Annotated in this window: 16 protein-coding genes and 1 pseudogene; 12 read left to right on the top strand and 5 right to left on the bottom strand. The window is 68.8% G+C overall.

Going from position 1 to position 18,930, the window contains the following annotated elements; translation table 11 throughout:
• Window positions 1–24 precede the first annotated feature (24 nt).
• The 4 genes from AC1VXD_RS15485 to AC1VXD_RS15470 all read left to right on the top strand — a co-directional run bounded on the left by AC1VXD_RS15485 (window position 25) and on the right by AC1VXD_RS15470 (window position 5,532).
• Entirely contained in the window at window positions 25–1,593 is a 1,569-nt protein-coding gene (locus AC1VXD_RS15485) for an N-acetylmuramoyl-L-alanine amidase (RefSeq protein ID WP_482992795.1), read from the top strand.
• Window positions 1,594–1,727: 134 nt separating this feature from the next.
• The gene (gene mutL, locus AC1VXD_RS15480) at window positions 1,728–3,629 is read left to right on the top strand and encodes a DNA mismatch repair endonuclease MutL (RefSeq protein ID WP_482992794.1); all 1,902 of its coding nucleotides are present in this window, start codon (window positions 1,728–1,730) and stop codon (window positions 3,627–3,629) included.
• 26 nt (window positions 3,630–3,655) lie between these two features.
• On the top strand, window positions 3,656–4,585 hold the full coding sequence (locus AC1VXD_RS15475; protein ID WP_482992793.1) for a DUF1684 domain-containing protein: 930 nt from the start codon (window positions 3,656–3,658) through the stop codon (window positions 4,583–4,585).
• Window positions 4,586–4,587: 2 nt separating this feature from the next.
• Complete coding sequence (locus tag AC1VXD_RS15470) at window positions 4,588–5,532, top strand: TraB/GumN family protein (RefSeq protein ID WP_482992792.1); 945 nt, start codon at window positions 4,588–4,590, stop codon at window positions 5,530–5,532.
• 351 nt (window positions 5,533–5,883) lie between these two features.
• Here AC1VXD_RS15470 and phaR read toward each other — a convergent pair.
• From phaR to gluQRS, 3 genes and pseudogenes are all read right to left on the bottom strand, one after another.
• Window positions 5,884–6,156 (bottom strand): annotated as a pseudogene (gene phaR, locus AC1VXD_RS15465) (polyhydroxyalkanoate synthesis repressor PhaR); the annotation flags it as partial.
• A gap of 181 nt (window positions 6,157–6,337) precedes the next feature.
• Window positions 6,338–7,078: an acetoacetyl-CoA reductase gene (gene phbB / locus AC1VXD_RS15460; RefSeq protein WP_482992791.1), complete on the bottom strand. Its 741-nt coding sequence runs from the start codon at window positions 7,076–7,078 to the stop codon at window positions 6,338–6,340.
• 17 nt (window positions 7,079–7,095) lie between these two features.
• On the bottom strand, window positions 7,096–8,031 hold the full coding sequence (gene gluQRS, locus AC1VXD_RS15455; RefSeq protein WP_482992790.1) for a tRNA glutamyl-Q(34) synthetase GluQRS: 936 nt from the start codon (window positions 8,029–8,031) through the stop codon (window positions 7,096–7,098).
• A 93-nt stretch (window positions 8,032–8,124) separates the two neighbouring features.
• Between gluQRS and htpX the strand changes: the two genes are divergently transcribed.
• A complete protein-coding gene (htpX, locus tag AC1VXD_RS15450; protein ID WP_482992789.1) occupies window positions 8,125–8,991 on the top strand; it encodes a protease HtpX in 867 nt (288 codons plus the stop codon).
• A 133-nt stretch (window positions 8,992–9,124) separates the two neighbouring features.
• Here the strand turns inward: htpX and AC1VXD_RS15445 are convergent, their stop codons facing one another.
• Window positions 9,125–9,952 (bottom strand): inositol monophosphatase family protein, encoded by an 828-nt coding sequence (locus AC1VXD_RS15445; RefSeq protein WP_079222538.1) that lies wholly within the window; start codon window positions 9,950–9,952, stop codon window positions 9,125–9,127.
• Between the two features lie 121 nt (window positions 9,953–10,073).
• Here AC1VXD_RS15445 and AC1VXD_RS15440 point away from each other — a divergent pair, with 121 nt between their 5' ends.
• Window positions 10,074–10,847, top strand: a complete 774-nt coding sequence (locus AC1VXD_RS15440) for an RNA methyltransferase (protein WP_482992788.1) — start codon at window positions 10,074–10,076, stop codon at window positions 10,845–10,847.
• A gap of 283 nt (window positions 10,848–11,130) precedes the next feature.
• Window positions 11,131–13,257 carry a putative bifunctional diguanylate cyclase/phosphodiesterase gene (locus AC1VXD_RS15435; protein WP_482992787.1) on the top strand — a complete coding sequence of 709 codons (2,127 nt, stop codon included), beginning with the start codon at window positions 11,131–11,133 and terminating at the stop codon, window positions 13,255–13,257.
• Window positions 13,258–13,414: 157 nt separating this feature from the next.
• Here AC1VXD_RS15435 and epmB read toward each other — a convergent pair whose 3' ends face one another.
• Entirely contained in the window at window positions 13,415–14,431 is a 1,017-nt protein-coding gene (gene epmB / locus AC1VXD_RS15430) for an EF-P beta-lysylation protein EpmB (RefSeq protein ID WP_482992786.1), read from the bottom strand.
• A 120-nt stretch (window positions 14,432–14,551) separates the two neighbouring features.
• Between epmB and efp the strand changes: the two genes are divergently transcribed.
• The 5 genes from efp (at window position 14,552) to AC1VXD_RS15405 (ending at window position 18,777) form a co-directional block, all read left to right on the top strand.
• A complete protein-coding gene (gene efp / locus AC1VXD_RS15425) occupies window positions 14,552–15,118 on the top strand; it encodes an elongation factor P (RefSeq protein WP_116863874.1) in 567 nt (188 codons plus the stop codon).
• Window positions 15,119–15,283: 165 nt separating this feature from the next.
• Window positions 15,284–16,627 (top strand): TRZ/ATZ family hydrolase, encoded by a 1,344-nt coding sequence (locus AC1VXD_RS15420; RefSeq protein WP_108747050.1) that lies wholly within the window; start codon window positions 15,284–15,286, stop codon window positions 16,625–16,627.
• Window positions 16,628–16,652: 25 nt separating this feature from the next.
• Window positions 16,653–17,369, top strand: coding sequence for a bifunctional 2-polyprenyl-6-hydroxyphenol methylase/3-demethylubiquinol 3-O-methyltransferase UbiG (gene ubiG, locus AC1VXD_RS15415; protein ID WP_482992785.1), 717 nt, complete (start codon window positions 16,653–16,655; stop codon window positions 17,367–17,369).
• Window positions 17,366–18,073: a phosphoglycolate phosphatase gene (locus tag AC1VXD_RS15410; RefSeq protein ID WP_482992784.1), complete on the top strand. Its 708-nt coding sequence runs from the start codon at window positions 17,366–17,368 to the stop codon at window positions 18,071–18,073. Before ubiG ends, AC1VXD_RS15410 begins: the two co-directional genes overlap by 4 nt.
• The gene (locus tag AC1VXD_RS15405) at window positions 18,073–18,777 is read left to right on the top strand and encodes a phytoene/squalene synthase family protein (RefSeq protein WP_482992783.1); all 705 of its coding nucleotides are present in this window, start codon (window positions 18,073–18,075) and stop codon (window positions 18,775–18,777) included. The genes AC1VXD_RS15410 and AC1VXD_RS15405 overlap by 1 nt, the downstream gene beginning before the upstream one ends.
• The last annotated feature ends 153 nt before the right edge of the window (window positions 18,778–18,930 follow it).

Below are 18,930 nucleotides of genomic sequence, written 5' to 3'. Positions count from 1 at the left end.
CAGCGCGGTGATTGAATCCTGACCATGCGCCTGGGGAACCGTCTCATCGCCATCTGTGCCGCCGTCGGACTAGGTCTGGCGAGCGTCTGCGCGTGGGCCGGTGAGGTCCGCCAGGTCCAGCTGAATACCGGCGCGACCGGTACCCGCGCCGAGATCTCCCTCGTGGGCAGCGGCGGCTACAAGACCCTGTCGCTGTCCTCGCCGAACCGGCTGGTGATCGACTTCCCCGATTCCAGCGCCGTGCACAACCTGAAGATGCCGGCCGCGCAGGGCGTGGTAACTGCCGTCCGCACCGGACAGCCGGTGCCGGGTACGTTCCGTGTCGTTTTCGACCTTGCTGCATCTGTGTCGCCGTTCCGCCCGCAGATGCAGCGTGAAGGCAATGAATCCAAGCTGGTGATCGAGTGGCCGGGCGATGGCCCGGCGACGGCCGCCCGCCCGGCTGCGCCTGCGGCCACCGCCGCAGTCACCCCGTCCGCCGCCGATGCCGCCGCCGCGCAGAACGCGCAGAACGCCCAGTCGCGTGGTGATGCTGCGCGCGCCACCGCGCTGCTGACGGCCCAGGTGCAGCAGCAGGCCAGCGCCAGTGCCGCCGCTCCGGTCGCGCCGGCGCCGGCCCCGACCACCACCCCGGCCCAGGTGGCCGCTGCCGGCATCAGTGCCAGCAGCACGCCGCCGCCGTCCTCGCCGGCCGCGATCCTCGCCGGCCAGCCGACCCGTGCCGTGGTGGCTGCCGCACCGGCGCCTGCACCCACGTCTGCCGCGGCACCCGCCGAAGCGCCGCGACCGGCCATGCCCAGCGATGCCTCGCGCATCCGCATGCAGCCGGGCATGCGCCACCTGGTGGTAGCCATCGATCCGGGCCATGGCGGCCAGGATCCGGGCGCCATCGGCCCGACCGGCAAGCGCGAGAAGGACGTCACCCTGGCCGTGGCGCGCGAACTGGCCCGCCAGGTCAACGCGACGCCGGGCCTGAAGGCCTACCTGACCCGCGACAGCGACGTGTTCATCCCGCTGCCGATGCGTGCGCAGAAGGCGCGCGCGAACAAGGCCGACATCTTCATCTCGATCCACGCCGACGCTGCCGAGAACCGTTCGGCCACCGGTTCGTCGGTGTACGTGCTTTCCACCAAGGGCGCCTCCTCGCAACGCGCGCGCTGGCTGGCCGACAAGGAAAACGCAGCCGACCTGGTCGGTGGCGTGCGCCTGCAGCAGACCGAGGGCACCCTGGCCAACGTGCTGCTGGACCTGGCCCAGAGCGGTTACATGAAGGCGTCCGAAGACGCGGCCGGCCACGTGCTGGGCGGCCTGAAGCGGATCGGCAACAACCACAAGCCGAACCTCGAGCGCGCCAACTTCGCGGTCCTGCGCACCTCAGACATGCCGGCCATGCTGGTGGAAACCGCCTTCATCTCCAACCCGGACGAAGAACGCCGCCTGACCGACCCGGCGTACCAGCGCAAGGTCGCCGGTGCGGTGCTCGATGGCGTGCATACCTTCTTCAGCCGGCAGCCGCCGCCGGGTACGCTGTACGCAGCCCGCGCCCAGGCCGAGATCGACGCTGCCGCCACCATGGCCGGCGGCAGCAAGTAGAGTCGACCATTGGTCGACTGCGTGCCTTGCGCACGGTTCATGTTTTCGGCAACCGTGCAGTCGACCAACGGTCGACTCTAACGCGCGCAGCGCGGGATGGCCGCCGAGGCCCGCGGCTCCGTTATCATCCCTGCATGACGTCTGCTCCCCATCCGCGCCCGATCCGGCCGTTGCCGGAAATCCTGATCAACCAGATCGCCGCCGGCGAAGTGGTCGAACGTCCTGCATCGGTGGTCAAGGAACTGGTCGAGAACGCCATCGATGCCGGCGCCAGCCGTGTGGACATCGATCTGGAAGAGGGCGGTGTGCGGCTCATCCGCATCCGCGACAACGGCAGTGGCATCGCGCCCGAGCAGCTGCCGCTGGCAGTCTCGCGGCATGCCACCAGCAAGATCGCCGATCTCGACGACCTCGAATCGGTGGCCACCCTTGGCTTCCGCGGCGAAGCTCTGCCGTCCATCGCCTCGGTAAGCCGCTTCACCCTGGCCTCGCGCCGCGCGCACGACGAGCACGGCTCGGCGCTGCAGATCGAAGGCGGCAAGATCGGCGAAGTGACGCCGCGCGCACATGCGCCGGGCACTACCGTGGAAGTGCGCGAGTTGTTCTACAACGTGCCGGCGCGCCGCAAGTTCCTGCGCGCCGAGCGCACGGAAATGGGCCACATCGAAGAATGGCTGCGCTCGCTGGCGCTGGCCCGCCCGGATGTCGAATTGCGCGTGTCGCACAACGGCAAGGCTTCGCGCCGCTACAAGCCCGGTGACCTGTATTCCGATGTGCGCCTGGCCGAGACCCTCGGCGAGGACTTCGCCAACCAGGCCGTGCGCGTGGACCACACCGGTGCCGGCCTGCGCCTGCATGGCTGGATCGCGCAGCCGCACTATTCACGGGCCAGTGCCGACCAGCAGTACCTGTACGTCAACGGCCGCTCGGTGCGCGACCGCAGTGTCGCCCATGCGGTGAAGATGGCCTACGGCGATGTGCTGTACCACGGCCGCCAGCCGGCCTATGTGCTGTTCCTGGAACTGGACCCGACCCGGGTCGACGTCAACGTGCACCCGGCCAAGCATGAAGTGCGCTTCCGCGATTCGCGCCTGGTCCACGACTTCGTCTACCGCACGTTGAAGGACGCGCTGGCCGATACCCGCGCCGGTATGTCCGCGCAGGAGATCGGTGCCGGTGCGGTCCATCCTGCGGACATGGGGGCCGCACCGATGCCGTCCAGCGCCGGTGCATCGGGCTTCGGGCTGGTGCGCGGTGCCGCGCCCGGGTCGAGCGGCGGTGGCGGTGGCTTCTCCGGGTGGCGCCCGCAGCAGCCGCTGGGCCTGCAGGTGGCCGATGCGCCCGCGGCCTATGCCGCGCTGTATGCCGCACCCGGTGCAGGCGAACGCAGCAGTGCGCTGCCGCCGATGCCGAGCGAGAACGGCCTGCCGGTGACCAGTGCCGATGCTGGCGTGCCGCCGCTGGGCTACGCCATTGCCCAGCTGCACGGCATCTACATCCTGGCCGAGAATGCCGAAGGCCTGATCGTGGTGGACATGCACGCCGCCCACGAGCGCATCGGCTACGAGCGGCTGAAGAACGCCCACGATGGCATCGGCCTGCAGTCACAGCCGTTGCTGGTGCCGATCACCCTGGCGGTGGGCGAGCGCGAGGCCGACACCGCCGAGACGGAAGCGGAAACGCTGGCCGCGCTCGGTTTCGAAGTCACCCGCGCCAGCCCGGGCGCGCTGCATGTGCGCAGCATTCCCGCCTTGCTGGCCAACGCCGAGCCGGAAGGCCTGCTGCGCGACGTGCTGACCGACCTGCGCGAGCATGGCCAGAGCCGGCGCATCGCCAGTGCGCGCGACGAACTGCTTTCGACCATGGCCTGCCACGGCGCGGTGCGCGCCAACCGGCGCCTGACCGTGCCGGAAATGAACGCGCTGCTGCGCGACATGGAAATTACCGAGCGCTCCGGCCAGTGCAACCACGGCCGGCCGACCTGGGCACGGTTTTCGCTGGCGGAAATCGACCGCTGGTTCCTGCGCGGCCGCTGAGGCCCGCAACGTTGAGGGGAGCATCCATGCGTCATCGGGGAGTGGGTGGCATGCTGGTCGCCGTGTTGCTGGCCGCCTGCAGCCCGGGACCGGCGCCGGTGCCGGTGGTGAAGGAAGATCCGGCCTTCGCGGCGGGGCAGCAGCAGTGGCGCGTGCAGCGCTATGAGGACCTGACCCGGCCCGATGGCTGGACCGCGCTGGTCGGCCTGCACTGGCTGCAGTACAAGTCGCACTTCATCGGCAGCGGCGCCAGCAGTGGCATCCGCTTGGCAGTGGGCCCGCACAAGATGGGCCTGCTGCGGCGCGAGGGCGACCAGTGGTGGTTCAGCCCCGAAGCCGGGGTGGAGATCAGCCTGGACGGGCAGACGGTGCGTGGCCGCGTGCGCATGAACACCGACAAGGATCCCGCGCCCACCGTGCTCACCTTCGATGGCGGCAAAGGCCAGCTGAGCATCATCCGCCGTGGCCCGCGCGATGCGCTGCGGGTCAAGCATGCCGACGCGGATGCGCGCCGCGATTTCGCCGGCATCCAGTACTGGCCCGGCGGTCCCGACTGGCAGGTGCAGGCGCATTTCATCGCCCATCCCGCCGGCAAGACGCTGCCGATCGTGGACATCACCGGCCTGACCACCGAAATGCCAAATGCCGGCGCGGTGGAGTTCGAGCGCGACGGCCGCAGCTGGCGCATGGAAGCGATCGGTGCGCCCGGCGAGCCCCTGTTCCTGGTCTTCGCCGACCGCACCAGCGGCCACGGCAGCTATCCGGCCGGTCGCTACCTGGACATCGATGCACCGGCCGCCGATGGCAGCGTGCGCATCGATTTCAACCACGCCTACAACCCACCCTGCGCCTTCACCCCGTATGCGACCTGCCCGCTGGCGCCGCCGGAAAACCGGCTGGACCTGCGCGTGGACGCCGGCGAGAAGGCGTACCACCTGCCTGAAGGAGAAGGCTGATCATGTCGATCAGATCATTGTTGCGCGGCGCCGTGCTGCTGCTGGCCTGCGCGGCCGCCCCCCTGGCCGCTGCGCGTGGCGCCCCGGCCGAAGCACCCGCGGCCAAGCCGCCGGTGCCGCTGCTGTGGAAGGTGACCGGCCCGGGCGATGCGCGTGTGTACCTGCTGGGTTCGTTCCACCTGCTGAAGCCCACCGATTACCCGTTGTCGGCCGATGTCGAGCAGGTCTTCACCGCGTCCAAGCGGGTGCTGTTCGAGGTGTCGCCGGAGGAAATGGAATCGCCCCAGGCCGCCACCCAGATGGTGCAGACCGCGATCCGCCGCGATGGCAGTGAACTGAAGCGCGACCTGGATGACGCCACCTGGCAGAAGCTGCAGGCCTACGCCACCCAGAACAAGCTGCCGCTGGCCCAGCTGCAGGGCATGAAGAGCTGGTTCGTCGCGCTCAACATCACCATCGGGCAGATGCAGAAGATGGGCCTGGATGCGAACCTCGGCCTGGACCGTCACTTCATGGCGGAGGCGAAGAAGGCGGGCAAGCAGACCGGCGGGCTGGAGGACATGCAGAGCCAGATCAACCTGCTGGACGGCATGAGCCAGCAGGAGCAGCGGCAGATGATGGCCGAGGCGCTGGACCAGGCCGACAAGGGTGATGAGCAGTCGCTGATGCTGCACGAGGCCTGGCGCCGCGGCGATGACCGCGTGCTGTGGAACAAGATGGCCGTGGAGATGCGCCAGCAGTATCCGCAGCTCTACCAGCGCATCAACACCGCGCGCAATGATGCGTGGGTGCCCAAGCTGCTGCCGTACCTGCAGGACGGGCAGGGCGGCACCCTGGTGGTGGTGGGTGGCCTGCACCTGCTGGGCGGCGATGGCGTGGTGGAGAAGCTGAAGGCCAAGGGCTACAAGGTCGAGCGCGTCTGCACGGGCTGCAAGCTGAAGCGCTGACGCTACCCGGTCGACTCCACCGGTGTTCGCCCTCCAGAACAAAACGGCGCGCCAGAGGGCGCGCCGTTTTCGTGTCAGCCGGTGCGGTCGCCTCAGCGCCGGGTCTTGCCACCGGCCGGTGCTGGTGCCCGGCTCGCTCGGCTTGTTGCCGGTGCCGGTGCCCGTACCGCCGGGGCGCGGGCCGCCGAAGCCGGTGCCCATGTTGCGCTGGAATTCCTGCCACAGCTCCAGGTTGCGCTCGGTCAGCTGGTTCATCATCGCCCACGGGGTCTGGCCCAGCAGGTTGCCCATCTGCTGGCGGAACTGCTGCTGCTGGTCGAGGAAGACCTGCATGCTGCGCTCCAGGTAGTTGCCCATGAAGCCCTGCAGCGAATCGCCGTAGAAGCGGATCAGCTGGCTCAGCAGCTGGGTGGACAGCATCGGTTCGCCGTCCTGTTCCTGGTCGGCGATGATCTGCAGCAGGACCGAACGGGTCAGGTCATCGCCGCTCTTGGCGTCGCGGACCTCGAAGTCTTCACCGTCAAGGATCAGCTGGCGCACATCCTCTATGGTGATGTAGCTGGAAATTTCGGTGTCGTAGAGACGGCGGTTCGGATACTTCTTGATGATGCGGGTCGCAGCCATGAAGCGGTCACTCGTCACTGTAGATGTGCAGCATGGCGCAGTGCACAAGCCTTGGCAACCGCTGCAGCCCCCGCCGGGCTTGGGTTTCACGCCCGATCATGTTGCGCAGCAAGGGTTTGCGTGCTGCGCAGCATGACCAACGGCAGGGGCCTTTGCGTGCCCGCTGCCGCTGCCTGAGGCCTTACCAGCCCATGTGGTGGCCGCCGTTGATGTCCAGGTTGCTGCCGGTGATCCAGGCGGCCTCGTCGGCGACCAGGAAGGACACCCCGTAGGCGATCTCCTCCGGCTTGCCGAGGCGCCCGGTCGGGATGTCGGCGATGATCTTGGCGCGCACTTCTTCAGGCACCGCCATCACCATGTCGGTGGCCACGTAGCCCGGCGAGATGGTGTTGACCGTGATGCCGAAACCGGCGTTCTCGCGGGCCAGCGAAATGGTGAAGCCGTGCATGCCGGCCTTGGCCGCAGCGTAGTTGGCCTGGCCGTACTGGCCCTTCAGGCCGTTGATCGAGCTGATCTGGATGACCCGGCCCCAGCCGCGGCGGCGCATGCCTTCGATGACCGGGCGGGTGACGTTGAACACCGAATTGAGGTTGGTGTTGATCACGTCGTGCCACTGGTCCGCACGCATGCGGTGGAAGGTGGTGTCGCGCGTGATGCCGGCGTTGTTGATCAGGATCTCTACCGGGCCCAGCTCGGCTTCCACCGCGCGGATCAGCGCTTCGGCGCTTTCCGGCTCGGACACATCGCCGGGGAAGATCGACACGTGGTAGCCGCGCTCGGTCATGGCCTGCTGCCAGGCGCGGGCCTTGGTCTCGTCGCGGTAATTGGTGGCGACCCGGTGGCCCTGGTCGGCCAGGCGTTGGCAGATGGCAGTACCGATGCCGCCGGTTCCGCCGGTGACCAGTGCGACGCGAGAAGTCATGGAATGCTGTCCGGGTTTCAGGTGGGGGGAAGGGGATTCTGCAACATCGGCGCGGAAAGTGCGCCGGCTTGCCGCAGGCCCGCTCCGATCAGGATGTCGGAGCGTGGTAGTCGCGCCGGGTCGAACGCCTGGCGTGCGGCGGCCAGCAGGGCGTGCAGGTCGTCCACGCCGTCCACCGCGGTCGGCGCTTGGCCCAGCAGCTGCCACAGCTGGCGAAGCACCGGCACCGGCCGGCTCCTGTCCACCGGCAGGGCGGCGAGGGACTTGGACAGCTTGTGGCCCGGCGCATCCAGCAGCAATGGCAGGTGCCAGTAGCGCGGAACCGGCAGCCCCAGCGCCTGCTGCAGGAGGATCTGCCGCGCCGTGGAATCGAGCAGGTCGGCGCCGCGGACCACTTCGGTCACGCCCTGCGCGGCATCGTCCACCACCACGGCCAGCTGGTAGGCCCAGCAGCCATCGGCGCGGCGCAGCACGAAATCACCGACCTTGGCATGCACGTCCTGGGTCTGCAGGCCGCGCAGTCCGTCTTCGAACTGCACCACGCTGCCCGGCGGAACGCGGAAGCGGACGGCAGGGTCCGGTCGCGGTTGCCGCGCCACGCAGCGATGGTGGATGCCGCCGCCGGCGGCCACTTCGCTGCGGCTGCAATGGCAGACGAAGGCCCGGTCGCTGGCCAGCAACACGTCCAGCGCGGTTTGGTAGGCGTCGCCGCGCGCGCTCTGCCAGAGCACGTCGCCGTCGTGGTCCAGGCCGAATACGGCGAGCGCCTCCAATTGTGACTGCGCCGCGCCGGCGACCGTGCGCGGTGGATCGACATCCTCGATGCGCAGCCGCCACAGGCCACCGTGATGGCGCGCAAGCAGCCAGCTGCCGAAGGCGGCGAGCAGGGAGCCGGCGTGCAGCAGGCCGGTGGGCGAGGGCGCGAAGCGGCCGCAGGGAATGGGTGAAGTCATGCTGCCTGAATCGTCGGTCAGGTTGGCGCTTGAATTCAAGCTGACTGCACCGCAGATTGGCAGATATCGACCCCTTCCGAGCCGGAATTCCCCATGTTTACCCGCATTGCCCTTTTCCTGGCCACCAACCTTGCGGTGCTGATCCTTGCCGGCATCGTGATGTCCATCCTGGGCGTGGACTCCCGTTCGATGAGCGGCCTGCTGGTCATGGCTGGCATCTTCGGCTTTGGTGGTTCCTTCATCTCGCTGCTGCTCTCCAAGTGGATGGCCAAGCGTTCTACCGGTGCGGTGGTCATTACCGAACCGCGCAACCCGACCGAGCGCTGGCTGCTGGCCACCGTCGAACGCCAGGCCAAGGCGGCCGGTATCGGCATGCCGGAAGTGGCCGTGTATGACGGGCCGGAGATCAACGCCTTCGCCACCGGTGCCAACCGCAACAACGCGCTGGTGGCGGTGTCCACCGGCCTGCTGCACAACATGAGCGAGGACGAGGCCGAAGCAGTGCTGGGCCACGAGATCGCCCACGTCGCCAACGGTGACATGATCACCATGGCGCTGCTGCAGGGCGTGCTGAACACCTTCGTGATCGTGCTGGCCCGCGTGGTCGGCGGCATCATCGACAGCGCGCTGTCGGGCAACCGCGAAGGTGGCGGCCGTGGCTTCGCCTACTTCATCATCGTGTTCGTGCTGGAGATGGTGTTCGGCCTGTTCGCGACGATGATCTCGATGTGGTTCTCGCGTCACCGCGAGTTCCGTGCCGACGCAGGTGGTGCCTCGCTGGCCGGTCGCCAGAAGATGATCTCCGCGCTGGAACGCCTGCAGCTCAACCACGGCCAAAGCACCCTGCCGACCCAGATCGCGGCCTTCGGCATTGCCGGATCGACGGCGAAGAAGCTGTTCATGAGCCACCCGCCGCTGGAAGAGCGCATCGCCGCATTGCGCGCTTCGACCGCCGCGTAAGCGACGGATTTCAACCCGGCAACACGAACGCCCGGCCAAGTGCCGGGCGTTTTCGTTTGCGGCACCGCGCGCAGCACACACAAAAACGGCACCTTCGCAGGTGCCGTTCCAGTGAGCCGCGTTACCGGGACGCTTAGAACTTCGCGTCGAACTCGGCGGCGTAGCCGGTGTTCACCAGCACCTTCTGCAGCGACTCGGCCACCTTCAGGTTGCCGGCCACGACCTGCTGGGTGTCCGGGCCACGGTTGTCCATGCGGGCCAGGGTCGCGCCCTTGAAGTCGCAGACCTTGCCGCCGGCTTCGCGGACCAGCAGCACGCCGGCCGCGATGTCCCAGGCCTTCACGCCGGCTTCGAAGTAGGCATCGGCGCGGCCACAGGCCACGTAGGCCAGGTCCAGCGCGGCCGAACCACTGCGGCGGATGTCCTCGGCCTGCACCAGCAGGGCGTCGACCGCCTTCAGCTGGGCGCTGGCACGGGCACGCTCGCGCGGGGCGAAACCTGTGTGGATCATGGTGCCGCCCAGGTCCTTGCGGTCGGCCACGCGGATGCGACGGTCGTTGAGAACGGCACCGGCGCCACGGCTGGCGGTGAACAGTTCATTGCGCAGCGGATCGAAGATGACCGCATCGGTCGGCTCGCCGTTTTCCACCAGGGCGATCGACACGCAGTAGTGCGGCACGCCGCGCAGATAGTTGCTGGTGCCGTCCAGCGGGTCGATGACCCACATGTTGCGGTGGCCACCCTGCACGCCGCCCTCTTCGCCGAACACGCCGTACTCGGGGTAGGCGCGCTTGAGTTCCTTGACGATCACCTTTTCGGCGTCGGCATCGACTTCGCTGGCGTAATCCATCCGGCCCTTCTGCACTACATTGAGCGCCTCGAGCTTGTTGATGTTGCGCAACAGGACGTTGCCGGCGAGGCGGGCGGCCTTGACCATGACGGTGACGGCGGGTTTCTGCATGGCGTGGGCTCCCGGAAAGGCAGAAGAGGTAGGGCTGGCGGGGGAAAAGAGCGGGTCCGGCGCAGTGGCCGGCCGCACAGTTTACCATTGGTCTTCGTCCAGCTCGACAATTTCCCTGTTCATGTCCCAGTTTCCTGCCGCCACCCGCCTCCGATTCGTCCTGGTCGGTACCCAGCACCCCGGCAACATGGGGGCCGCCGCCCGCGCCCTGAAGACCATGGGCCTGGCCCGCATGGTCCTGGTCGCGCCCGAAAAGCCGCTGGACGAGGAGGCCTTCCGCCGCTCGGCCGGTGCCGAAGACGTGCTGGGTGACGCCCCGGTGGTGGCCACCCTGGCCGAGGCCGTGGCCGACTGCACCCTGGTGCTGGGCTGCACCGCGCGTGCGCGCCGGGTCCAGCTGGAGGAGTACCTGCCGTCCGACGCGGCCGCCCGCGCGGTGGCCAAGGCCGGCGAGGGCGCCGAGGTCGCCCTGGTGTTCGGGCGCGAGCGCACCGGGCTGACCAACGAAGAGCTGCAGCTGTGCCATGCGGCGGTGCATATCCCGTCCGACCCGGCGTTCAGCTCGCTCAACCTGGCCGCCGCCGTGCAGGTGCTGGCCTATGAGACGCGCATGCAGCTGCTGGGCGCGCAGCCGGCGGCCGAGGCCGAGCCGGCGGACGTCCGCGAGCCGGTGGCCAGCCACGAGCAGATGGAGAGCTTCTTCGCCCAGCTCGGCGACACCCTCGACGAGATCGATTTCCACAAGGGCCGTGCGCCCGAATCGGCGATGCGCAAGCTGCGCCGCCTGTTCCTGCGTGGCGAGCCGACCGAACAGGAAGTGCGCCTGCTGCGCGGCATCCTGGCCGATACCCAGCGCATGGCGCGGCTGGCGCGGGAAAACGGCAAACAAGGCTGACGGCGGTCTCATTTTTTCGGGTAGTCTGTCCGGATACCTTGGGGGATGAGCTTGTGTCGGCTTCATGTAAGGCAACGCAGTGGGGATTGCTGAGCCTGGTTCCATGGCGGCCTGTCCGCGCGGCCACGGCCGTAGAGGGCGCGCTGCGGGCGTGGTATCGGATCGACAAGGTCACAGAAACAACGAAGGGCCGGGCGCTGCTGCAGCGTCCGGCAGCCGCGCGTGCGCGGTGCAGTGGATGGGAGTGGGCAGTGCAGTCGGGACACGTACGGATGGAAGTGGCATGAAGTGGCTCGGCTCGGGGATGCAGGCCCGTTTCCTGCTCGCGATGGGCGGGGCGATGCTGGTGGTGGTGGCGATCCTGGCGGTGATGCTCGGGCGCCAGGCGACGATGCAGAGCGAGGTGAAGAGCCTCAGCGGTGGCGTCATCCATGAATTGTTCGACCGCAGCGTGCGCAGCCGCGGCGAGGCGTTGGCGCGCGAGCTGTCCGATTCGCTGGCCAACCCGCTCTATTACAACGACCTGGGCCAGGTGGGCGCGCTGGTGCGCTCAACCTCGCGGCAGCAGGTAGTGCGCTATGTGCTGGTGTTCGACAGCAAGGGCCGGCTGGTGCATGACGGCTCGGTCGGCGTGCCCGGCTTCGGCAAGCCGATGACCGACCCGCTGGCCACGGCGGCGACCGCCGCGCAGGGCCTGCTGGTGCAGCAGTCGGCCAGCGTGCTCGACAACACCATGCCGATCATGGTCGGCAAGCAGCGTATCGGCGGTGTCCGCGTGGGCATGGCACTGGACGAGGTCAGGGAGCGCGAGCTGGCCGCCAATGCCACCCTCGGCGAGCGCCTGCAGCAGGTCGGCAGCCGCCACCTGGGTTGGCTGCTGCTGATGCTGGCCCTGCTGGTGGTGATCGGGGTGACGGTCATCCTGTATGTGCAGCGCACCCTGGTGACGCCGATCCGCGACCTGGCCGCCGCCGCGCGCCGCATTGAATCCGGTGATTACCAGGCGCCGCTGCGGGAGAACACCCGCGATGACGAGGTCGGCGAGCTGGTGCGCGGTTTTGCCCGCATGCGTGATGCGATCGCCCGCCATGACCGCGAAGTGCGGCACATGGCCTATACCGATGCACTGACTGGGCTGACCAATCGCCTGGCGTTCCGCGAGGCGCTGGACCACCGGCTGATGGCTGCGCGCGCGTCCAAGCACCGGCTGGCCCTGCTGTTTGCCGACATCGATGACTTCAAGCGGGTCAACGATACGCTGGGCCACGAGGCCGGCGACGAGGCCCTGCTGCAGTTCGCCCAGCGCATCGGCCATGCCGTGGCCGAGGCCGGTGGCGATGATGCGCTGCTGGCGCGGTTCGGCGGCGATGAATTCGTGATTCTCGTCGGCGACGGCGACGTGGGTGCCAATGCCCGCCTGCTGGCCGAAGTGCTGGTGCGCGAGCTGGGCAAGCCGCTGGTGGTGCAGGGCAGGGAGCTGTTCCTGGGTACCTCGATCGGCGTGACCCTGTACCCGGACGACGCGGCCGACGCCACCACGCTGCTGAAGAACGGCGACATCGCCATGTACCAGGCGAAGATGGCCGGCAAGAACTGCTACCGCTACTACAGCCGGGCGATGGACCACGCGGTCGAGCGTCGCGTGCACATGGAACAGGAGCTGCGCGGCGCTTGGGAGCGCGGCGAGCTGCGCCTGGCCTACCAGCCGATCTTCCGCATGCGCGACCGCCGCCTGGTGGGCGTGGAAGTGCTGCTGCGCTGGCAGCACCCGACCCTGGGCACGATTCCGCCGTCGGTGTTCATCGAAGTGGCCGAGCAGAGCGGCCTGATCGAGGTGATCGGCCCGAAGGTGCTGCGTGCGGCCTGCATGGAAGCCTCGCAGTGGCCGCGTGGCGCGGCCGGCGACGAGCTGTTCGTGTCGGTGAACGTGTCACCGCGCCAGCTGCGTGGCGGCGAACTGCCGGCGTTGGTGGCGCAGTGCCTGCACGAATCCGGGCTGCCGTCCTCGCGCCTGCACCTGGAGCTGACCGAAACCGCGGTGATCGGCGACGAAATGCTGGCCGCGCAGCTGCTGGACAAGCTGCACCGCACCGGTGTGAAGGTCTGGTTGGACGACTTCGGCACCGGCTTCTCCGGCCTGAGCCACCTGCGCCAAGTGCCGGTGGACGGCGTCAAGATCGACAAGAGCTTCGTGGCCGACATGCAGCGCGACCCGGACGACCTGGCCCTGACCACGGCGATCATCGCCATGGCCCATGCGCTGGGCATCACCGTGGTGGCCGAGGGCATCGAGCAGGAAGCGCAGTACGAACTGCTGGCCCAGCGCGGCTGCGACCTGGGCCAGGGCTACTGGCTGAGCCACCCGGTAACCGCCACCGAAGTAGTGCGGATGATCGATTCGGGTGTGTGACGGTAGATCCACGCCGTGCGTGGATGACTCTGCCTGGACGCCCATCCACGCACGGCGTGGATCTACTGGCTGAGCCGCCGGGTCACCGCCACTGAAGTGGTGCGGATGATCGATTCGGGGCTCTGACAACCCATCCACGCATGGCGTGGATCTGCCGCTACACCGGGCGCTTGCTGGGGTCGCCGGGCAGTTCGCGCACCAGCTTCGGGATCAGGTAGCCGGACAGGCGGGCGGTCAGGCCGGCGATCAGGGCCTTGGCCTGGAGGTCGTCCACTTCGAAGTGGGCCACGCCCTCGACCTTGTCCAGCTGGTGCAGGTAATACGGCAGCACGCCGGCGGCGAAGCTGCGCTCGCTCAGGTCCTGCAGTGCCTGCACGCTGTCATTGACCCCGCGCAGCAGCACGGCCTGGTTCAGCAGCTGCGCGCCCAGGCTGCGCAGGCGTGCCATCGCGGCATCCACGCTGGCATCGAACTCATTGGCATGGTTGGCATGGACCACGATGGCCAGCGGCCACGGCAGGCTGCCCAGCCAGGCCTGCAGTTCCTCGTCCACGCGCTCAGGCAGCACGATCGGCAGGCGGGTGTGGATGCGCAGGCGGCGGATATGTGGAATCTGGCGCAGGGCGTCGGTCAGCTCGACCAGCTTGTGCGTGGCCAGCGACAGCGGATCGCCGCCGGACAGGATCACTTCGTCAATGTCCGGGTCGGCCGCGATGGCCGCCACGGCCTCCTGCCAGCCGCCCTTGGCAGCATTTTCCGCGCCATAGTCGAAGTGGCGGCGGAAGCAGTAGCGGCAGTTGATCGCGCAGCTGCCGGTGGCCACCAGCAGGGCCCGGCCCCGGTACTTCTGGATGACCCCGGTGGCTTTCTTGGCGGCGCCATCGCCGACGGCGTCGAAGCTGAACCCGGGCGCCGGGCGCATTTCCTCGTCGATCGGCAGCACCTGGCGCAGCAGCGGGTCGGCCGCATCGCCGGGGCGCATGCGGGCCACGAAGCTTTCCGGCACGCGCAGGGCGAACTGGGCCATGGCCGCCTCCGAGACGCCGAGTGCCGCCGGGTCCAGCTGCAGCCGCGCCAGCAGCGCGTGCGGGTCGCGCAGTGCCTGGCGCCAGAGCTGCTGCCAGCGCGCGGGCGCGCCTGGCGACTGGGGCCGGGGGAAGGCGGAAAGCTGCATGGAGAGGGGGCCTGCGGTTATCATGGGGGCATAAACAGTTGCCCACCGGGGTTCCGGTGGGTTTTCCATTCTACCGGCTCGCCGCACGCGCGGCGGTTTCGCCATTTGAGGAGCTTGAGCATGGCCACTGCGGGCATGAACGATGTCAAGAACGGGATGAAGATCCTGGTCAACAATGAACCGGCCGTCATCTCCGAGACCGAGTTCATCAAGCCGGGCAAGGGCCAGGCTTTCACCCGCGTGCGCTATCGCTTCATCCGCTCGGGCCGCACCGTGGAAATGACCATGAAGGCCACCGATGACGTGGAAGTGGCCGACGTTGTCGATACGAACATGGATTACATGTACAGCGACGGCGAGTACTGGCACTTCATGGACCCGGAAACCTTCGAGCAGGTGCAGGCCGACAAGGCCGGCATGGGCGGCGCCGAGAAGTGGCTGAAGGGCGAAGAGTCCTGCATCGTCACGCTGTTCAACGGTTCGCCGATCTTCGTGCAGCCGCCGAACTTCGTCGAGCTGAAGATCACCGAGACCGATCCGGGCGTCCGTGGTGACACCTCGGGCGGCGGCGGCAAGCCGGCCACGCTGGAAACGGGCGCCGTGGTGCGCGTGCCGCTGTTCGTCAACCAGGATGAAATCGTCAGGGTCGACACCCGCTCGGGCGAATACTCCGCACGCGTGAAGTAATCCGGCGCAGCCGGATTACCTGTAGAGCCGAGCCCACGCTCGGCTTTCCGGGCAACGCCCGGAACCCGTTGCCGGCGCCGCTGGCGCCGCAGCGGACAGCCGCCGGGCATGGCCCGGCGCTACCGCCTTCAGCCAGGCGCCGCCCCCACAGCCAAGTGAGCCCGCATGAGCGATAGCCCGCACCTCCCTGAAGCCTGCGACCTGCTCATCGAAGCTGGTTATGTCGTTCCGATCGAGCCGCATGCGGTGGTGCTGGAAGACCATGCCGTCGCCGTGCGTGGCAGCGAAATCGTCGCCATCCTGCCGCGTGCCGAGGCCCGCGCGCGCTTCCGCGCGACCCAGGTCGTCAGCCGCCCCGACGCGGCGCTGATGCCCGGCCTGGTCAACGCGCACACGCACAACCCGATGACCCTGCTGCGCGGCGTCGCCGACGACCTGCCGCTGATGACCTGGCTGCAGCAGCATATCTGGCCGGTGGAAGCGGCGGTGATCGGCCCGGAATTCGTGGCAGACGGCACCACCCTGGCCATCGCCGAGATGCTGCGCGGCGGCACCACCTGCGCCAACGAGAACTACTTCTTCGGCGACGTGCAGGCCGCGGTCTACAAGAAGCACGGTTTCCGCGCGCTGGTCGGCGCGGTCATCATCGATTTTCCCACCGCCTGGGCCAAGACCGACGACGAGTACTTCGCCAAGGCCGGTGAACTGCATGACCAGTGGCGCACCGATCCGCTGATCGGCACCGCGTTCGCGCCGCATGCGCCGTACACGGTCAACGATGCCAATTTCGAGCGCGTGCGGATGCTGTCCGACCAGCTCGACATGCAGGTGCACCTGCACACCCATGAGACCGCGCAGGAAATCAATGATTCGATCAAGCTGCACGGCCAGCGCCCGCTGGCGCGGCTGGATCGCCTCGGTCTGGTCAACGACCGCCTGATCGCGGTGCACATGACCCAGCTGACCGACGCGGAAATCCACCTGTGCGCCGAGCGTGGCGTCAGCGTGGTGCACTGCCCGGAATCGAACCTGAAGCTGGCCTCCGGTTTCTGCCCTGCCTGCGCCCTGCAGCGCGCAGGCGTCAACCTGGCCATCGGTACCGATGGCTGCGCCAGCAACAACGACCTGGACATGTTCAGCGAGAACCGCACCGCGGCGATCCTGGCCAAGGCCGTGGCCGACGATGCGACTGCGCTGGACGCGGCCACCACGCTGCGCGCCTCGACCCTGGGCGGCGCCCGCGCGCTGGGCTTCGGCGAGCGCATCGGCTCGATCGAAGTCGGCAAGCAGGCCGACCTGGTCTGCGTCGACCTATCCGCGCTGGAAACCCAGCCGCTGCACAACGTGCTGTCGCAGCTGGTGTATGCCACCGGCCGCCAGCAGGTCAGCGACGTCTGGATTGCCGGCAAGCCGAAGCTGGTGCAGCGCGAGCTGGTCGGCATGGACCTGCCGGGCATCATCGCCAACGCGCGCCAGTGGCGCGAGCGCATCCGTCATATCCGCGCCTGAACCCCGGCGCTGCAAGGACTTCCCCATGACTGCCCCCCACGCTTCCTCCAATTTCGATCAGGCCGAGCTGGACAAATTCGCCGCGCTGGCCAACCGCTGGTGGGACGCCGACGGCCCGCAGAGGCCGCTGCACGCCCTGAACCCGGTGCGCCTGCAGTACGTGGCCGACCGCGTGAAGCTGCGCGGTGCGCGCGCGCTCGACATCGGCTGCGGTGGCGGCCTGCTGAGCGAAGCGCTGGCCCAGAGCGGTGCCGACGTCACTGCGATTGACCTCGCCCCTGAACTGGTCAAGGTCGCGCGCCTGCATGCGCTGGAAAGCGGCGCCAAGGTCGACTACCGGGTGCAGGCCGCCGAGGACCTGGCCGCCGAACAGCCGGGCAGCTTCGACGTGGTTACCTGCATGGAAATGCTCGAGCACGTGCCCGATCCGGGCGCGATCATCGCGGCCTGCAAGCGCCTGCTGAAGCCCGGTGGCCACCTGTTCCTGTCGACCATCAACCGCACCGCGGCTGCGTTCGCGGTGGCGATCGTCGGCGCCGAGTACGTGGCACGGCTGCTGCCCAAGGGCACCCACCACTACCAGGAATTCATCAAGCCGGCCGAGCTGGCGCGTTGGCTGCGCGAGGCTGACGTGCAGCTGGTGGACGTGAGCGGCATGGCCTACGAGCCGTGGCGCAACCACGCCCGCCTGAGCAGCCGCACCGACATCAACTACCTGGCCTACGCGGTCAAGCCTGCATGACCACGGCCGGCTTCCCGCTGGCGGTGCTGTTCGACCTGGACGGCACCCTGCTGGACAGTGCGCCGGATTTCGTCGCCACCTGTGATGCGATGCTGGCCGCGCGCGGCCGTGCGCCGATCGGTCCGGCGCAGCTGCGCCCGGTGGTGTCCAAGGGCTCGCGTGCGATGTTGACCGCCGCCTTCCCGGATCTGGACGCGGCCACGCGCGATGCGCTGATTCCCGAGTTCCTGCAGCGCTATGAAGCGCTGATTGGCCAGCACGCGGTGCTGTTCGACGGCGTGGCCGGCATGCTCGCCGCACTGGATGCCGCAGGCACCGTGTGGGGCATCGTCACCAACAAGCCGGAATACCTGGCGCGCCTGATCCTGCCGCAGCAGGGCTGGCAGCAGCGCTGCGCGGTGCTGGTGGGCGGTGACAGCCTGGCCGAGCGCAAGCCGCATCCGCTGCCGCTGCTGCACGCCGCGCAGGCGATTGGCGTTGCCGCCGAAGACTGCGTGTACGTGGGTGACGACGAGCGCGACATCATTGCCGCACGCGCGGCGGCCATGCCGTCGGTGGCGGCGCTGTGGGGCTACCGCCTGCACAGCGACGATCCGCTGGCCTGGCAGGCCGACGTACTGGTGGAAAACGCCGAACTTCTGCAACTGGCCAGTCTCTGGCCGACCCGGCCGGCAGCCCCGGCCCAGCCGCAAGGAATGACGTAGTGAGCAGTACCGCGCTGGACAGTTTCCTCGACAAGTGGCGCAGCCGTTGGCCGGAATGGTCGGTGGCCGGCCCGTTCGTGGCCGAATCGCAACGCGAGCTTGCGGTGGCGTGGTTCGCGCTGCTGCAGGAATTCGACGACATGCTCAACACCAGCGGCGACCCGATGCCGGCCGACGCCAAGCTGGCGTGGTGGGGCGAGGAGCTGCGCAGCTGGGCCGGGCAGCGCTCGCGCCATCCGCTGGGCCGCCTGCTGGAGCCGGTGCGTGCACCGTGGGCGCAGCTGGCCGAAACCCTGCCGGAGCTGGTCGAGGCGCGCACGGTCGCGCTCGATGCGGCCGGTGCCGAACGCGCGCTGGCCAACTATGCCGACGCGGTGGCCGCCGTGGAAGCGGTGCTGTTCAACGACACCCCGCGCAAGGGCGCTGGCCGTGCCGTGCAGCTGCAGACCCTGGCCCAGCGCCTGCAGGATGCCGGCGTGGCCGGTGTGCCGCGCAGCCTGCTCGACGAGGACGCCAGCAACGCCACGCAGCGTTGGGCGCGGCACCTGCTGAAGGGCTGGGCGACCCGCGTGCCGGGCCCGCGCGCGCGCCGCGTCTGGTCCAGCCTGGCCCGCGCCCGTGTAGCCGCGCAGGCGGCAGGCAAGCCGATCGAAGCGACCCCGGTGCGCACCCTGCTGCGCGTGTGGTGGGCCGCACGCGGTTGATGCCGCTGGGCTCGCCGGGCATGGCCCGGCGCTACCTGCGCCATGAATAAACCGACATTCGCCGGGGCCGGGCCCGGGGGGCCCGCGGCCCCACCCCGGGGGGCGGCCGGGCCGGCGGCGGGCCCCGGGGGGGGGGGGGGGGGGGGGCGCCCC

Source organism: Stenotrophomonas sp. STEN054 (genome assembly GCF_056854535.1).
Note: the sequence above shows the minus strand (reverse complement) of the source record. Positions and strands in the feature narration are given on the sequence as shown.

Bases quoted from the DNA above. Each gene is read 5' to 3' on its own strand.
- AC1VXD_RS15485 (WP_482992795.1), top strand. From the start codon at position 25: ATGCGCCTGGGGAACCGTCTCATCGCCATCTGTGCCGCCGTCGGACTA.
- mutL (WP_482992794.1), top strand. From the start codon at position 1,728: ATGACGTCTGCTCCCCATCCGCGCCCGATCCGGCCGTTGCCGGAAATC.
- AC1VXD_RS15475 (WP_482992793.1), top strand. From the start codon at position 3,656: ATGCGTCATCGGGGAGTGGGTGGCATGCTGGTCGCCGTGTTGCTGGCC.
- AC1VXD_RS15470 (WP_482992792.1), top strand. From the start codon at position 4,588: ATGTCGATCAGATCATTGTTGCGCGGCGCCGTGCTGCTGCTGGCCTGC.
- phbB (WP_482992791.1), bottom strand. From the start codon at position 7,078: ATGACTTCTCGCGTCGCACTGGTCACCGGCGGAACCGGCGGCATCGGT.
- gluQRS (WP_482992790.1), bottom strand. From the start codon at position 8,031: ATGACTTCACCCATTCCCTGCGGCCGCTTCGCGCCCTCGCCCACCGGC.
- htpX (WP_482992789.1), top strand. From the start codon at position 8,125: ATGTTTACCCGCATTGCCCTTTTCCTGGCCACCAACCTTGCGGTGCTG.
- AC1VXD_RS15445 (WP_079222538.1), bottom strand. From the start codon at position 9,952: ATGCAGAAACCCGCCGTCACCGTCATGGTCAAGGCCGCCCGCCTCGCC.
- AC1VXD_RS15440 (WP_482992788.1), top strand. From the start codon at position 10,074: ATGTCCCAGTTTCCTGCCGCCACCCGCCTCCGATTCGTCCTGGTCGGT.
- AC1VXD_RS15435 (WP_482992787.1), top strand. From the start codon at position 11,131: ATGAAGTGGCTCGGCTCGGGGATGCAGGCCCGTTTCCTGCTCGCGATG.
- epmB (WP_482992786.1), bottom strand. From the start codon at position 14,431: ATGCAGCTTTCCGCCTTCCCCCGGCCCCAGTCGCCAGGCGCGCCCGCG.
- efp (WP_116863874.1), top strand. From the start codon at position 14,552: ATGGCCACTGCGGGCATGAACGATGTCAAGAACGGGATGAAGATCCTG.
- AC1VXD_RS15420 (WP_108747050.1), top strand. From the start codon at position 15,284: ATGAGCGATAGCCCGCACCTCCCTGAAGCCTGCGACCTGCTCATCGAA.
- ubiG (WP_482992785.1), top strand. From the start codon at position 16,653: ATGACTGCCCCCCACGCTTCCTCCAATTTCGATCAGGCCGAGCTGGAC.
- AC1VXD_RS15410 (WP_482992784.1), top strand. From the start codon at position 17,366: ATGACCACGGCCGGCTTCCCGCTGGCGGTGCTGTTCGACCTGGACGGC.